Origin of the sequence: Kitasatospora sp. NPDC004669 (assembly GCF_040609455.1) — a bacterium.
Lineage (GTDB): Bacteria > Actinomycetota > Actinomycetes > Streptomycetales > Streptomycetaceae > Kitasatospora.
In genome coordinates this window covers 1-14,749 of the sequence record NZ_JBEXKB010000071.1, presented here as the reverse complement: position 1 = coordinate 14,749, position 14,749 = coordinate 1, and the positions used below count along the sequence as shown (strand labels likewise).

The 14,749-nt window shown below is 71.8% G+C and carries 14 protein-coding genes and 2 pseudogenes; 5 read left to right on the top strand and 11 right to left on the bottom strand.

Annotated features, from left to right (window positions below):
- Positions 1 to 182: 182 nt before the first annotated feature.
- Entirely contained in the window at positions 183 to 1,754 is a 1,572-nt protein-coding gene (locus tag ABZW30_RS38005; RefSeq protein ID WP_355675850.1) for an LCP family protein, read from the top strand.
- 130 nt (positions 1,755 to 1,884) lie between these two features.
- On the opposite strand, the gene ABZW30_RS38000 is transcribed toward ABZW30_RS38005, so the two are convergent.
- The 5 genes from ABZW30_RS38000 to ssuE all read right to left on the bottom strand — a co-directional run bounded on the left by ABZW30_RS38000 (position 1,885) and on the right by ssuE (position 7,603).
- Complete coding sequence (locus ABZW30_RS38000; protein ID WP_355675849.1) at positions 1,885 to 2,925, bottom strand: glycosyltransferase family 2 protein; 1,041 nt, start codon at positions 2,923 to 2,925, stop codon at positions 1,885 to 1,887.
- A 161-nt stretch (positions 2,926 to 3,086) separates the two neighbouring features.
- Positions 3,087 to 3,263, bottom strand: coding sequence for a hypothetical protein (locus ABZW30_RS37995; protein ID WP_355675848.1), 177 nt, complete (start codon positions 3,261 to 3,263; stop codon positions 3,087 to 3,089).
- A gap of 157 nt (positions 3,264 to 3,420) precedes the next feature.
- On the bottom strand, positions 3,421 to 5,988 hold the full coding sequence (locus ABZW30_RS37990; protein WP_355675847.1) for an ABC transporter permease: 2,568 nt from the start codon (positions 5,986 to 5,988) through the stop codon (positions 3,421 to 3,423).
- Positions 5,989 to 6,007: 19 nt separating this feature from the next.
- Complete coding sequence (locus ABZW30_RS37985) at positions 6,008 to 6,793, bottom strand: ABC transporter ATP-binding protein (protein ID WP_355675846.1); 786 nt, start codon at positions 6,791 to 6,793, stop codon at positions 6,008 to 6,010.
- Positions 6,794 to 7,048: 255 nt separating this feature from the next.
- The gene (gene ssuE, locus ABZW30_RS37980; protein ID WP_355675845.1) at positions 7,049 to 7,603 is read right to left on the bottom strand and encodes an NADPH-dependent FMN reductase; all 555 of its coding nucleotides are present in this window, start codon (positions 7,601 to 7,603) and stop codon (positions 7,049 to 7,051) included.
- Positions 7,604 to 7,973: 370 nt separating this feature from the next.
- Here ssuE and ABZW30_RS37975 point away from each other — a divergent pair, with 370 nt between their 5' ends.
- Together ABZW30_RS37975 and ABZW30_RS37970 are read left to right on the top strand one after the other, a co-directional pair.
- Positions 7,974 to 9,233, top strand: a complete 1,260-nt coding sequence (locus ABZW30_RS37975) for an LCP family protein (protein ID WP_355675844.1) — start codon at positions 7,974 to 7,976, stop codon at positions 9,231 to 9,233.
- A 38-nt stretch (positions 9,234 to 9,271) separates the two neighbouring features.
- Complete coding sequence (locus ABZW30_RS37970) at positions 9,272 to 9,736, top strand: hypothetical protein (protein ID WP_355675843.1); 465 nt, start codon at positions 9,272 to 9,274, stop codon at positions 9,734 to 9,736.
- Between the two features lie 66 nt (positions 9,737 to 9,802).
- Here the strand turns inward: ABZW30_RS37970 and ABZW30_RS37965 are convergent, their stop codons facing one another.
- The 3 genes and pseudogenes from ABZW30_RS37965 to ABZW30_RS37955 all read right to left on the bottom strand — a co-directional run.
- Positions 9,803 to 10,606, bottom strand: coding sequence for an arylamine N-acetyltransferase (locus tag ABZW30_RS37965; RefSeq protein WP_355675842.1), 804 nt, complete (start codon positions 10,604 to 10,606; stop codon positions 9,803 to 9,805).
- A gap of 154 nt (positions 10,607 to 10,760) precedes the next feature.
- The gene (locus ABZW30_RS37960; protein ID WP_355675841.1) at positions 10,761 to 11,255 is read right to left on the bottom strand and encodes a peptidylprolyl isomerase; all 495 of its coding nucleotides are present in this window, start codon (positions 11,253 to 11,255) and stop codon (positions 10,761 to 10,763) included.
- A 70-nt stretch (positions 11,256 to 11,325) separates the two neighbouring features.
- Positions 11,326 to 11,910 (bottom strand): annotated as a pseudogene (locus ABZW30_RS37955) (alkene reductase); the annotation flags it as partial.
- Here ABZW30_RS37955 and ABZW30_RS37950 point away from each other — a divergent pair.
- A pseudogene (locus ABZW30_RS37950) lies at positions 11,882 to 12,223 on the top strand (MerR family transcriptional regulator). The pseudogenes ABZW30_RS37955 and ABZW30_RS37950 sit on opposite strands and share 29 nt — an antisense overlap.
- 282 nt (positions 12,224 to 12,505) lie before the next feature.
- Positions 12,506 to 13,102 carry an NAD(P)H-dependent oxidoreductase gene (locus ABZW30_RS37945; protein ID WP_355675840.1) on the top strand — a complete coding sequence of 199 codons (597 nt, stop codon included), beginning with the start codon at positions 12,506 to 12,508 and terminating at the stop codon, positions 13,100 to 13,102.
- A gap of 15 nt (positions 13,103 to 13,117) precedes the next feature.
- On the opposite strand, the gene ABZW30_RS37940 is transcribed toward ABZW30_RS37945, so the two are convergent.
- The 3 genes from ABZW30_RS37940 to ABZW30_RS37930 all read right to left on the bottom strand — a co-directional run.
- Positions 13,118 to 13,585: a GNAT family N-acetyltransferase gene (locus ABZW30_RS37940; protein WP_355675839.1), complete on the bottom strand. Its 468-nt coding sequence runs from the start codon at positions 13,583 to 13,585 to the stop codon at positions 13,118 to 13,120.
- Between the two features lie 69 nt (positions 13,586 to 13,654).
- Positions 13,655 to 14,512 (bottom strand): oxidoreductase, encoded by an 858-nt coding sequence (locus tag ABZW30_RS37935; protein ID WP_355675838.1) that lies wholly within the window; start codon positions 14,510 to 14,512, stop codon positions 13,655 to 13,657.
- Positions 14,513 to 14,666: 154 nt separating this feature from the next.
- A partial coding sequence (locus ABZW30_RS37930) for an acyl-CoA dehydrogenase family protein (protein ID WP_157882129.1) occupies positions 14,667 to 14,749 on the bottom strand: 83 nt, incomplete at its 5' end.

Sequence of the window (14,749 nt, the reverse complement as noted above, 5' to 3'; positions counted from 1 at the left end):
GCCGGGGCGGGTACCGCCCCGGAAATACGAGGCCCGTTCGGCGACTTTACCGACCCCTTGCCTTCGCATGACTCAAGTCACACCCGGAGCGATTCCCCCGTTCGACTCGTTTAGTGTGTCCGGATCGGCCCGTCGGTACGGGCGGGCCGGAGCCGCGACCGGTCCGAAGATAGGGAACCCCCGTGTACGAGGAGCAACCGGAAACCGGTCGGTACCGGGTGGACCCGGCCACCGGCGTCCCCCGGCAGCGCCGACGGGGAGCCGAGGCGGCACCGGCCGGGGAGGGCCGCCGGGACAGCCGACGGCGGGCGGCCGCAATGGCCAAGCGGAACCGGCGCCGACGGATACTCAAGTGGACGGCCGGCACCGGCGCGCTGGTGACGGTCGCGGGCTGCGGCGGGGCGTACTACCTGTACCAGCACTTCAACAACAACCTGACCTCGGTCAAGGTCCAGTTGGGCGACGAGGCCGAGCGGCCCCGGGCCGCCGGGGACGCGCTGAACATCCTGGTGATCGGCACGGACAGCCGGGAGGGCCTCGGGCGCGAGTACGGCGACGAGGGCAGCACCGGGCACGCCGACACGACGCTGCTGTTCCACATCGCCAAGGACCGCTCCAACGCGACCGTGGTCAGCATCCCGCGCGACCTGATGGTGCCGATCCCGGAGTGCCGGACCGACCAGGGGAAGAAGATCCCCGGCCTGGCGCGGGAGATGTTCAACAGGAGCCTCGGCCAGGACGGGCGCGACGCCGGCTGCACCTGGAAGACCGTCGAGAAGATGACCGGGATCCGGGTCGACCACTTCGTGCAGGTCAACTTCGAAGCGGTGAAGACCCTGTCCACCGCCGTCGGCGGAGTGGAGGTCTGCGCGGGCAAGGACATCGACGACAAGGACTCGCACCTGAAGATGTCCAAGGGCCGCCACACGGTCCAGGGCGAGGAGGCGCTGGCCTTCGTCCGCACCCGGCACGCGGTCGGCTTCGGCGGCGACCTCACCCGGATCCCGCTCCAGCAGCAGTTCATCGGCTCGATGATCCGCAAGATCAAGAGCGACGACACCCTGACCAGTCCCGCCAAGCTCTACAAGCTCGCGGACGCCGCCACCAAGGCGCTCACGGTGGACTCCGGCATCGGCAGCGTCGACAAGCTCAAGGACCTGGCGCAGGACATCAGCAAGGTGGACACCAAGAACATCACCTTCACCACCGTGCCGGTCCTGGACGACCCCAAGGACAACGACCGGCTCATCCTCAAGCAGCCCGACGCCGGGCAGGTGTTCTCGATGATCGCGGGCGACCGCTCGCTGACCGGGGCGGACGCCCCGCCGGCCGCCGGGACCCCTGCCCCGGCCACCCCCTCCGCCGCCCCGGCCACCACCGCCCCGGCGGTGGACGCCAAGGACGTCCGGGTGACGGTGCGCAACGGCAGCGGGACGCGCGGGCAGTCCGGTCCGACGGTGGAGAAACTGAAGGCCAAGGGTTTCGCCAAGGCCGCGGTCGCCTCCGACGCGGCGGTCACGGCGACCACCACCGTGTCGTATCCGGCCGGCCAGGAGGCCGAGGCCGCCGCCCTGGCCGGCGCCCTCGGGCTGCCCGCCGACGCCGTACGGCCGGACCCGAAGGCGGACCCGAAGGGCGCGCTGGTGCTGGTGCTCGGCAAGGACGTCCTCGCGCCCCCCACCCAGGCGCCGACGGAGGCGCCGAAGGACCTCCAGCGGGTGCAGGCGGACGACACCGACATCTGCGCCAAGTAGCCGACAGGGGGCGGGAGTTCCGGCGTCACCGGCGAGGACGGCGGCCGGGCTCGGCTCGATCCGAGCCCGGCCCGCCCTCGATCGTCCTCGTACCTACCGAGTACCTACCGACGGTGGCCGGTGCCGCCGCTCACCGCGCCCGGGAGAGCACGTCCTTCGGGGACGGGCTGACGCTCCTGATCACCCGGCGGGCCAGTGAGCGGGGCGAGGTGATGAAGCCGAAGCCCCAGCTGAGGTGCATGGTCGCGAACGCCACCGGCAGCAGCGACCTCGCCTTGAAGGACAGGCCGCGGCCCTCGACCACCGCGCCGCCCAGGATGCCCAGCAGGTAGGCGCCGGGCACCGCGAGGAAGGCCGGGTGGACGGCGACCCCCAGCACCAGGCCGAGCACGACCGCGAGCAGCGCGGACGGCGGGGCGAGGTAGCGCAGGTTGACCGAGCCGCGGTGGTAGCGGGTGACCACCCGGCGCCAGCGGCCGTAGTCCTTGTACTGCTTGGCCAGCGCCCGGACCGACGGCCGGGGCCGGTAGGTCACCTTGAGCTGCGGGGTGAACCAGACCAGCCCGCCGTCCTGGCGGATCCGGTAGTTCAGCTCCCAGTCCTGGGCGCGGATGAACTCCTCGTTGTAGCCGCCGAGCTTCTCCAGCACCTCCCGCCGGAACACCCCGAGGTAGACGGTGTCCGCCGGGCCGGCCAGGCCGCCGGTGTGGAAGGCCGCGTTGCCGACACCGAGCTTGGAGGTCATCGCGGCCGCGACCGCGTTCTCCCACTCGGTCTCGCCCTCGGCGTGCATGATGCCGCCGACGTTGGCCGCGTCCATCTCGCCGAGCAGCCGGACCGCCGTGGTGATGTAGCCGGGGGTGAGCAGGCCGTGGCCGTCCACGCGCACCACTATCGGGTACTGCGAGCCCCGGATGGCGGCGTTCAGCCCCGCGGGGGTCCGGCCGGTGGGGTTCTCCACCGTGCGCACCCGCGGATCCTCGGCCACCAGCTCGGCCGCGATCTCGGCGGTGCGGTCGGTGGAAGGGCCGAGGGCGATCACCACTTCCATCGGCCCGGGGTACTCCTGGTCCAGGATGCGCCGGACCGCCGTGCGCAGGTGTCGTTCCTCATTGAGCACCGGCATGATCACGGAAACAGCCGGCAGCTCCTCAGCAGCCTTGGTGTTCATCGGGGCCAACCGTACCGGTGCCGACGCGTCTCCGTCTTGTCCCGGTCTGGGCGGCTCCGGGCACCCCGAAGGGCGGTACCGGCGCTGTGATCACGCCCACCGTACCGCCCCGCTCCCCAGGACCCGAATCGGAGTGGGAACGGTGCAGGTTCGGGGCAGGTTCAAAGCCAGTGGTGAACGACGGTGAACAGCATGAAGCCGGCCGGCGGGAGGGAGTTCACCAGGCGCTGGGGGCGACCCGGCCGGTCCGGCAGCGCCCGGTCCGGGCGCAGGTCGGGGCGGTGGGCGGCGGCGAAGGGCGCGGCCCTGGGCAGGGGCGGGGCGTCCGAGGGCGGCATTCGGCGATCGGCTCGGCATCGGCCGATCGGCTCAGCCGTCCGGTGGCCGTCCGTGCCGCAGGGGCCGGGCGCTGTGCGCGCCCGGCCCCTGACCCCCGTTCCCCCGGTTTCCCCCGTTCCCCCGTGGGGGTTCGACCCGACGTCCCCCGTCGCCGGGTCAGTCCGTCGCGATGGCCGCGAGGACGTTCATGCGTCCGGCCCGGAAAGCCGGGACGAGGGCGGCGACCAGACCGATCACCACCGAGGAGACCAGCGTCACCGCGATCGTGGTGGTCGGGACGGAGAGCGTCCCGAGGCCCTGGTCCCGCAGCACCCGCTGGGCGGTGATGCCCCAGGCCAGGCCCAGCCCGGTGCCGAGGACGGCACCGAACACCGCGATCACCACGGACTCCAGCCGGATCATCCGGCGCAGCTGGCGGCGGGAGAGCCCGATCGCCCGCAGCAGGCCGATCTCGCGGGTCCGCTCGACCACCGACAGCGCCAGGGTGTTGACCACGCCGAGCACCGCGACGGTGATCGACAGGCCGACCAGTCCGTAGATCAGGTAGAGCAGGGTGTTGATCTGGGACTGCACCAGCTCCTTGTAGCCGGCCTGGTCCTTGACGGTCAGCTGCGGGTACTGCTTGAGCGCGTCCTCCAGGGCGGTGAGCGTCTTGGCGACGTCGGTGCCGGAGGAGGCCTTGGCGAAGAAGGTCCAGACCGGCGGCTGCTCGGCGGCCGGAACGACCTCGGTCACGGTGTCGAGGCCGACGAAGCTGCCGTCGCCCAGCAGCCCGCCCTTCTGGAAGACCACGCCCACCGGCAGGGTCTGGGTGCGGCCCTTGCCGTAGTCGACGGTCAGATGGTCGCCGACCTTCAGGTTGTGGTCCTTGGCGAAGGTCTCGCCGATCCCGAGCGAGCCGTGCCCGACCGAGTCCACCGCGCCGGCGGTGACCGTGGGGTGGAAGTCGGTGCCGAAGAAGCTGGTCGGCACGGCGGTCAGGTCCGTCTTGGCGCTCTGTCCGTCGGGCAGTTGGACCTTCGTGCGCTTGAACTCCTCCTGGGTGGTGACGTGGTCGATGCCCGGGGTGTGGCGCACCGCGTCCATCATGTCCGTGGTGACCGGGGTGCGACCGCCCGCGATGATGTAGTCCACGCCCACCGACTTGTCGATCTGCGCGCTGGCCGAGCTGACGGCCGAGGAGCTGAAGACCGAGGAGCCGATCACCAGCGCCAGGCCGATCATCAGCGCGGCGGCGGTGGCGCCGGTGCGGCGCGGGTTGCGCATCGCGTTGCGCTGGGCGAGCTTGCCGGAGGGACCGAACAGGGCCGGGAGCAGGGCCCCGAGCACCTTGATGACGACGGTGGCCAGCAGCGGGCCGAGCACCACGAAGCCGATCAGGGTGAGCACCAGGCCCAGGCCCAGGTACTGGCCTCCGGTGGAGGCCTTCTCGGCGGTGCCGGCGAGCACCAGCAGGCCGGCGCCACCTGCGGTCAGCAGCAGGCCGATGACGGTCCGGACGATGTTGGAGCGGGCCTCGGCCGGGGTGCCGTGGTCGCGCAGGGCGGCCATCGGCGCGATCCTGCTGGCCCGGCGGGCCGGGATCCAGGCCGCGATGACGGTGATCAGGATGCCCACCGCGTAGCCGGCCACGAACACGTCCGGCCCGATCTCCAGGTCGCCCGCGTTGAGGTCCATGCCGATCGCGTTCATCAGCTTGATCAGGCCGACCGCGACGCCCAGGCCGACCGCCACCCCGAGGGTCGAGCCGAGCACGCCCAGGATCAGCGCCTCGACCAGCACCGAGCCGTTCACCTGTCGGCGGCTGCCGCCGATGGCGCGCAGCAGGCCGATCTCGCGGGTGCGCTGGGCGACCAGCATCGAGAAGGTGTTGATGATCAGGAAGCCGCCGACGATCAGCGAGATGCCGGCGAAGCCGAGCATCGCGTACTTCATGAAGTCGAGGCCGCTGCCGATCGCCTTGGTGTTCTCGTCCTTCTGCTCGGCCGCGGTCTTGACCTCGTAGCCGGCGCCGACCTTGGCGAGGGCGTCGGCCTTGAGCTGGTCGTCGCTGCGGCTGCCGTCGCCGAAGGCCTCGACGGAGGTGTAGGCCTGCTCGCCGAGCAGCACCTGCTGGGCGGTCGGGGTGTCCAGGAAGGCCAGCGCCGCGCCCGGGTTGGTGGTGGTGAAGGTGGCGATGCCGACGATCGTGTACGGGTGCCGGCCGCCGGCGTTGTCGACCCGGAGCTTGTCGCCGAGGCCGAGCTTGGCCTTCTTGGCGGTGTCCGCGTCCAGCACCAGCTCGCCGGAGTTCTGCGGGACGTGCCCGGAGGTGATCTTCACCGGGTTGCGCGGGGTGTCGGTCCAGTTGCCGAGCAGGGTGGGCGCGCCGGTGGTCGGACCGACCAGCTTGTTGGTGGCCGGGTTGACCAGGATCGCGTTGCCGACCATGACCTGGCCGACGGCCGTCTTCACGCCGGGCACCGCGGCGACCTGCTGGGCCAGCGAGACCGGGATCGTCGGCGGCTTGTCGCTGGCAGGCTGGTCGTCGTCGGCCGGCTTGGGCGGCTGGACCGAGATGTCCGAGGCGGTCGCGGCGAAGAGCTTGGAGAAGGTGCTGGTGGCGGTGTTGGAGAACACCAGGGTGCCGGACACGAAGGCGACCGACAGCACGACGGCGATGAGCGAGAGCGCCATCCGGCCCTTGTGGGCGAAGAAGCTCCGCAGTGAGGTCTTGAGCAGCATGGTGAGGTCGTCCCGTCGCTCAGCTGGTGCGCTTGCCGTCGAAACGGCGCATGCGTTCGAGGACGGAGTCGGCGGTGGGCGAGTGCATCTCGTCGACGATCACGCCGTCGGCGAGGAAGAGCACGCGGTCCGCGTAGCCGGCGGCGACCGGGTCGTGGGTGACCATGACCATCGTCTGGCCCAGCTCGTCCACCGAGCGGCGCAGGAAGGTCAGCACCTCGGCGCCGGCCCGGGAGTCCAGGTTGCCGGTGGGCTCGTCGCCGAAGATGATCTCGGGTCGGGCGGCCAGGGCCCGGGCCACCGCGACGCGCTGCTGCTGGCCGCCGGAGAGCTGGGTGGGGCGGTGCTTGAGCCGGCCGGCCAGGCCGACGGTCTCCACCACCTGGTCCAGCCAGGCCGGGTCGGGCTTGCGACCGGCGATGTCCATCGGGAGCGTGATGTTCTCCAGCGCGTTCAGGGTCGGCAGCAGGTTGAACGCCTGGAAGATGAAGCCGATCTTGTCGCGGCGCAGCCTGGTGAGCTGCTTGTCCTTGAGACCGGTGATCTCCGTGTCGCCGATCCAGATCCGACCGCCGCTGACCGTGTCCAGGCCGGCCAGGCAGTGCATCAGGGTCGACTTGCCGGAGCCGGAGGGACCCATGATCGCGGTGAACCGACCACGCTGGATGTCCACGTCGACCGCGTCGAGGGCGGTCACCTTGGTCTCGCCCGAGCCGTACGCCTTGGTGACCTGACGGGCCGACGCGGCGACGGCGGACGGTCCGCCGGGAAGCTGGGGGTCGTACACGGCTGCTGCCGTCGTCACTGGAGTCTCCTAAGAAGTGGGCCCACCCGTTGGCCCCCACCCTGCCGACGCGGTCGGCTGCGGACCCGACGGAATCGGGCCGCGTTCGGGCGGGCGGGGACGTGAGATCCACGTTAGGAGTCGGTTGCGGGCGGCTCGTCCTCCGTCGGAATGAAGCGCTGCAACCAAGGTTCTACGGGGTGCGGCGCCCCTCCCCCTAGGGGGCGCCGCGGGCCTTCTCGGGGTCGCCCCGTACGGGGCCGCGCCGGCCGTCGCTCAGCCGGTCAGCGCGGGTACGGCCGGCCGCTCCAGGGCCTCGGCGAAGCCCGCCACGACGGGGGCCAGCAGGATGTCGGTCTCGCGCTCGACCAGGGTGGTGCCGTCCTCCCTGGCGGTGATGTGGCGGTCGAGCACGAACCACCCCTGGGTGATGTGGCCGGCGCCCATCGAGCTGAGCACCGGGCGCAGCGCGTAGTCCACCGCGAGGACGTGCGCGGGCGAGCCGCCGGTGGCCAGCGGCAGGACGGCCTTGCCGGCCAGGGCGTACTGCGGGAGCACGTCCAGCAGGGCCTTCAGCAGGCCCGAGTAGGCGGCCTTGTAGACGGGGGTGCCGATGACCACGCCGTCAGCGCGGGCGAACAGCTCGGTGACGGCGACGATCTCGGGGTGGTCGAAGTCGCCGGAGAGCAGCGCGTGCGCGGGCAGGCTGCGGGCCTCGAAGGGGATGACGCGGTGGCCGCGGTCGACGAGACGGGCGTCGACGTGGCGCAGCAGGCGGGTGGTGCGGGAGGTGGCGGACGGGGAGCCGGAAACGGACAGGACGGTGGCCATGGTTCACCTCTGGCTGGAAGCGGGGGCGGCTCTGCGAAACGGCGCCGCAGCGGGCAGGGCGCTGCGGTTCGGTGCTCGGAAGGGGGCGTCTCGACGGGCGCGAGGCGCGGGCGTCAGCCGCGACAGAGCGAGCAGGCCACCCCACGCCGCAGGTCGACGTACCGCCGACGCGTGAGTGCCCAACGCTGATCCATGCCTGAAATGCAAACACGCTGTGTTCGAGGCGGTCAAGAATCGTTTCGGCAGCTGGAACACGGGTGACGGGACGTTTCGGCGGAACGATCCGGTACGTGCATCAAAACTGCTACAAGAGGCCCGGTGGGGCCCCCGGGGGGAGTCAGCGCGGCCGGGGTCGGGCATCCTCGACGGCATGAACACGTGGCAGGAGGGCCGCCCGGGCGGCGGTGGGAACCCGTACGGCGGCAACGGCGGAGGCGGGGCGGCAGCCGAGCCGCCGCTGCCGACCTCGCTGAACCCGCGTGGGCCGGGGGCGCCCGCGCCGCGGCAGCCCGAGCCCTCCCGGTACGGCGGCGTCCCTCCGCAGGGCTCACCCGGCGGTCCGGGCGGTCCCGGCCGGCCCGGCGGCCCTGGTGGTCCCGGCGGCCCGGGCGGTGTGCGGTCGGCCGGTGCGCAGGCCAAGCGCTGGCCGCGGCGCCGGATCATCAAGTGGTCGGTCTTCGGCCTGCTGATCGCCGTCATGGTGACCGCCGTGTCCACCTACTTCTGGGCGGACTCCAAGCTCAACCACGAGAACGTGCTGGCCGACTACCCGGGCCGCCCGGCGGCGGGCAAGGGCACCAACTGGCTGATCGTCGGCTCGGACAGCCGCGAGGGCCTCACCGACGCCCAGATGGAGGACATGCACACCGGCCACGACGTCGAGGGCAAGCGCAGCGACTCGATGATGATCCTGCACATCGGGGACCACGGGAACACCCTGATGAGCATCCCGCGCGACTCCTGGGTGCCGATCCCCGAGTTCAAGACGAGCAGCGGGAAGACCGTCAAGGCCACCACCTCGAAGATCAACTCGGCGTTCGCCAACGGCAACGGCCGCCTCCTGGCGCAGACCGTCGAGATGAACACCGGCATCCACATCGACCACTACGCCGAGATCGGCTTCACCGGCTTCGTCGGCATCGTCGACTCCATCGGCGGCGTCGAGATGCACATCGACCAGGACGTCAAGGACAAGGACTCCGGCCTCGACCTCAAGGCCGGCGACCAGACCCTCAACGGGAAGCAGGCCCTCGCCTTCGTCCGCCAGCGCCACCAGATGGCCGACCAGGACCTCGGCCGGATGCGCAACCAGCAGAAGTTCCTCGGCGCCCTCGCCCACCAGGCCGCCTCCCCGGGCAACGTGCTCAACCCGTTCACCTTCTACCCGCTGGTCGACTCGGCGCTCGGCACCCTGATCGTCGACGACGACTGCGGGCTGACCGACCTGGGCTCGCTCTTCCTCGCCATGAAGGACGTCAACGGCGGCGGCGGCAAGACCGTGACCGTCCCGATCGGCAACGCGGACTTCCACACCAAGACCGGCGAGTCCGCGGTGCAGTGGGACGCCAACAAGTCCAAGCAGGTCTTCGACGCCTTCAAGAACGACAGCGCAGTGCCGGACTTCAAGTAGCCGGCGACTTCGAGTGACCGAAACGTCACAATGGGTGGATGTCACTCGTCACCGCACTCGTCTACCGCCGACGCCACCGCCTCCTGGGCCGCCTGGTCCAGGAGGCGCTCGCGCTCTACGGCATGGAGGTGCCGGCCGCCTGCGAGATCGGCCCCGGACTCACCGTGTTCCACCGCGGCTTCGGCACCGTGCTGCACCCGTACACCACGCTCGGCGCGAACGTGACGCTCTACAACGGCGTGACCGTCGGCCGCGCCGATCCGTGGGTACCCCAGGAGCGCAGCGCGATGCGGCGGGTGGTGGTCGAGGACTGCGCGGTGCTGTGCGCGGGCGCCAAGGTGGTGTGCAAGGAGGGCGTGCTGACCGTCGGCGCGGGGACCGTCGTCGGCGCCAACGCCGTACTCACCCGCTCGACCGGACCGGGCGAGATCTGGGCCGGGGTACCCGCCCGCAAGGTCGGGATGCGGGAGGGCACTTGGGCACCCGCCGCGGCTCGTACCTGACGAGCGGGCGCCTGACGAGCGGGCGCCCGCCGAGGACCGCCTGACGGAACGCCCACCGCCCCGGAATCAGGCCGACGGGGCGGCCGGCAGCCGGTCCAGCGCGATGCCGAAGTGCTCGCGGTACGCGGACAGCGCCCCGGCGTCGGTGAGTTGCTCCTCGGTGCGGGCGCCGTCGGGGGCGGTCCGGATCAGTCGGGTGCCGCTGAGGGTGGTCCGGCCGCCGTCCGGGGCGAGGAGCGAGCAGGTGGCCGATCGGGTGAAGTGGGACTGCGGCGAGGTGGCCTGCCACCAGCAGGTCGGCCCGAAGTCGGCCAGCCGGTACGGGCGCGGGTCGAGCCGGTACTGCGGCGCGCCGTCCAGTCGTACGTCCAGCTCGCCGTGGTCGCCGTACGGGCTGATCACGACCGTGCCGTGCGGGTCGGACTGCGGGCCGCGCTCGTCCAGGCGCAGCGGGAGCAGGCTGAAGCGGCCGAAACCCACGTCGACCAGCCACGGTTCGTCCAGGTCGACCCGCAGCGCCAGGTGGTCGAACGGCGGCCCGGGGCGCTCCCCGTCGAGGACCCGGGCGGCCAGCAGGCTCACCCGGTAGCCCAGTGAGCGCAGCAACTCGGCGAAGGCGCCGTTGAGTTCGTAGCAGAAGCCGCCGCGTCGCCGGTCCACCAGCTTCGCCACCAGCGCCGCCGGCTCCAGCACCACGGGCTCGCCGAGGTGGATGCTCAGGTTCTCGAACGGCACCGCGTGCAGGTGGGCGCGCTGCAGCCGCGCCAGGCCCTCCGCCGACGGCGGCCCGGGCTCGGCCAGCCCGATCCGCTCCAGGTACGCCGCCCGGACGGCCGGTGCCAGCCCCTCGTACGCCTTCTCGTGATCCACCCGCCCATTCCACCCCGGTCGTGGGCGCTCGGCCATCGGTCCTTCGACCTAGGACGCCGCCCGGCGGGAACACCACCGCCCCGGAGCGGGAGGTCGGCGAGTCCGACTTCCCGCTCCGGGGCGGTGGTTCGTCACCGGTCCCGGAGGGCGGTGATTACTCGACCACGCCGGACTTGGCGATGGTGATCTTGGCCGAGGTGCGGCCGCTCTGCGAGCCGAGGCCCTCGATCTTCTTCACCAGGTCCATGCCCTCGACGACCTCGCCGAAGACGACGTGCTTGCCGTCCAGCCAGTCGGTGACGATGGTGGTGATGAAGAACTGCGAACCGTTGGTGTTGCGGCCGGCGTTGGCCATCGACAGCAGGCCCGGGCGGTCGTGCTTGAGCTTGAAGTTCTCGTCCTCGAACTTCGCGCCGTAGATGCTCTTGCCGCCGGTGCCGTTGTGGTTGGTGAAGTCACCGCCCTGCAGCATGAAGGCCGGGATCACGCGGTGGAAGCCGGAGCCCTCGTAGCCGAAACCGTTCTGGCCGGTGGCCAGCTCACGGAAGTTGCGGGCGGTCTTCGGGACGTCCTCGTCAAAGAGCTTGAAGACGATGCGGCCCGCCGGCTCGTCGTTGATGGTGATGTCGAAGAAAACGTTGGAACCCATGCAGGGATCATGGCACGAGCGGCCGGGCGTCGCTCGCCACCCCCGGAGGGCGCGAGGTCACAGCGGCGTGTTATCCGGCCAGCGTCGGGTAGTCGGTGTACCCCTCGGATCCGCCGGTGTACATCAGCCCGTCCCGGACGGGGTTGAGCGCGGCGCCGGTGCGCAGGCGCTCGACCAGGTCGGGGTTGGCGAGGAAGCCGCGGCCGAAGGAGATCAGGTCGGCGCCGGCCGCGAGCAGCGCCTCGGCGGCGGCGCGGCCGCCGTCCTCGGGCAGCGGCTGCCCCCAGCCGAGCACCGGGTTGGCGATCAGGGTGCCCGCCCAGGTCTTGCGGATCTCCTGGAAGACGGCGTCCTCCGGGTCGGCGAAGACCACGTCCAGGTAGGCGAGGCCGTCCTCGGCGAGCTCGCCGACCAGCGCGCGGTGGATCTCGGCGGTGTCGCCCTCGGCCATGCCCTGGCCGGTGAACCCGGGCGAGAGCCGCAGACCGACCCGTTCGGGGCCGATCTCGGCCGCGACCGCCCGGACCACCTCGACGACGAAGCGGATCCGGTGGGCCACCGGGCCGCCATAGGCATCGGTGCGCCGGTTGGTACCCCGGGCGAGGAACTGGTGCAGCAGGTAGCCGTTGGCCCCGTGCACCTCGACCCCGGCGAAGCAGTAGCAGGGCCTGCTGACCGCCCGGCGCACCGGCGGCGGCCATCGGGAGTACCCGGAGACGGCGGTGGACCGGGTGGTCCACATCCAGGAGCTGTTCGCGGCCGGACTGCACAGCCGCACCATCTACAAGGTCCTCCCGTGCATGCGGGACTCGGACGGCGGCCCCAACGAGATCGCCACGCCCAAGCTGGTCGAGGAGCTCACCTCGGAGCGCGACCGGATCGACCGGACGATCACCGATCTGCTGCGCTCGCGCGAGGTGCTGGACGAGGTGATCGCCACCGCCGCCGGGAAGCCCGAGGCGGCCTAGGAGTCTCCTGAAGATCTTGGTTCGGTCGCCCAGTTCGCCCCAGATTGCCAGTAAATGTCAATCAGGTCGAACTGGTGCAAGCCGGGCGCATTTTCAAGATCTTCATCAGACTCCTAGGCCTGGGCCTTCACGCCTTCAGCTTGCGCCAGAGCGTCTCGTGTGGGCGCACGCGCGACAGCCCTTCGCCGCGGTCCCCTCCGAGGAGGCGCCGGCACACCGCACGGCCGTCACCGCGGCGACACCAGTAGCATCTGCCTCCAACCACCATGAGGGGGGCGGGACATGAACCGAATCGGGGTCTATCTGGCGCATCCGCGGCCGGGCAGCTTCAACCACGCGCTGTACGAGGCCGTGGTGGACGAACTGCGCGGGCGCGGCTGCGAGGTACGGGCGCACGACCTGTACGCCGACGGGTTCGCGCCGCTGCTCACCGCCGAGGAGACCGGCACGGTGGCCGACGCCGGGGCCACCGCCGACCCGCAAATCGCCACGCACCGTGCCGAGGTGGCCACCCTGGACGCGCTGGTGCTGATCCATCCCAACTGGTGGGGCATGCCGCCCGCCGTACTGACCGGCTGGGTCCAGCGGGTGCTGGCCCCCGGCGTCGCGTACAAGCTCGGCACCGCCGACGGCGAGCCCGCCGGACTGCTGCGGGCCGGGCGGGCCCTGGTGCTGAACACCTCGGACACCCCCGAGGACCGGGAGCGCGAGGAGTTCGGCGATCCGCTGGAGCGGATCTGGGCGGCCTGTGTGCTGCCGTACGTCGGCGTCACCGAGGTCCGGCGGACGGTCTTCCGGACGGTCACCGACTCCCCCGCCGCCGAGCGGGCCGAGTGGCTGCGGCAGGCACGGGAGCAGGCGGCCGCGCTGCTCGACTGAGCGGTCGGGCGAGCCCTACAGGTCCAGTTCGGCGACGGCCTGTCCGCCGCTCAGCTCGCCGGTCGGACGGAAGCCCAGCCTGGCGTAGAAGCCGGCCGGGCCGGCCGGGCCGGGCTCGTAGGTGACGGTCGCACGGGTGCCGCCGCGGCGGCGGATCTCCGCGCAGACCTGCTCGACGGCGAAGCGCCCGTAGCCGCCGCCCTGCCGCTCGGCGTCGATCAACAGGCGCCACAGGCCGGAGCGGGGGCGGTCCTCGGGCCGCTCGGGGTGGAAGGTCACGTCGAAGAAGGCCATCACGAAGCCGACCGGCCGCCCACCGTCCAGGATCAGCCGGGGCCAGGCCGTCTCCCCGTGCACGTACGCCTCGGCCAGCGACTTCGCCACCGGCGCGACCAGGCCCTCCTGGTCGGGGCGCACCCGCAGGGCCAGGGCGGCGTCGATGTTGTCGGGGGTGAGGGCGGCCAGGCTGAGTGTGTCGGACATGGCGGGCAGCCTAGGGAACCGGGCTGCCCGCCGTCGCCCGGTTTCCCGGGAGTGCGACCAGGAGGGCGCTCAGGCGCCGGCCGGGTAGTCGGTGCCGCGGCCGACCGACTCCCAGGTCTCGGCCTCGCTGCGGGCGCCGTCCAGGTGGCCGAGGACCGCGTCCACGGCGTCACTGCCGAGGGCGAGCCGCAGCGGGGTCCGCTCGGCGTCCAGGGCGGCCAGGATCGCCTCGGCGGCCTTCGCCGGGTCGCCGGGCTGCTTGCCGTCGGAGTCCGGCAGGCCGGTGCGGACCGGACCGACCAGCGGGTCGTACGCGGCGATCGGGGTGGAGTGGGCGAGCGCGTCGCCGCCCGCGAAGCCGGTCCGGAACGCGCCCGGCTCGACGATCAGCACCTTGATCCCGAAGCCGGCCACCTCCTGCGCCAGCGCCTCGGACAGGCCCTCCAGCGCGAACTTGGTGGCCGAGTAGGCGCCCACACCGGGGAAGGAGAACCGGCCGCCCATGCTGCTCATCTGCACCACGGCGCCGCTGCCCCGGGCCCGCATGTGCGGCAGCACGGCCCGGGTGAGCGCGGCCGGGCCGAAGAAGTGCAGGTCCATGAGGTCCCGCAGTTCGCGGTCGGTGGACTCCTCGACGGCGCCGATCAGGCCGCGCCCGGCGTTGTTCACCAGGACGTCGATCCGGCCGAGCCGGGACAGGGCCTCCTCGACGGCGGCGGAGATCTGGTCGTGGTCGGTGACGTCCAGCCGGACCGGGACGACCCGGCCGGGGTGGGCTGCCTCCAGCTCGGCCAGCGCCTCGGGCCGGCGGGCGGCGGCGACCACGGTGTCGCCGGCGGCGACGGCGGCCTCGGCGATGGCCCGGCCGAAGCCGGAGTTGGCGCCGGTGATCAGCCAGACCTTGCCGGTGGTCTCGTGGGCGGTCATCTGTATTCCTCCGTACTCGGCTGCACTGCAGGAAAGTTGACGATCATTTATACGACACCGCCACAGCCGGCGATCAGGGCCGTCCGGGAACGCCGGAGCCCCCGGCCGATCGGAATCGGCCGGGGGCTCCGGGACTCGAGCGGTCAGAGCGTCGTTACGGCAGGTTGCGGGCCATGACGATGCGCTGGACCTGGTTGGTGCCCTCGTAGATCTGGGTGATCTTCGCGTCGCGCATCA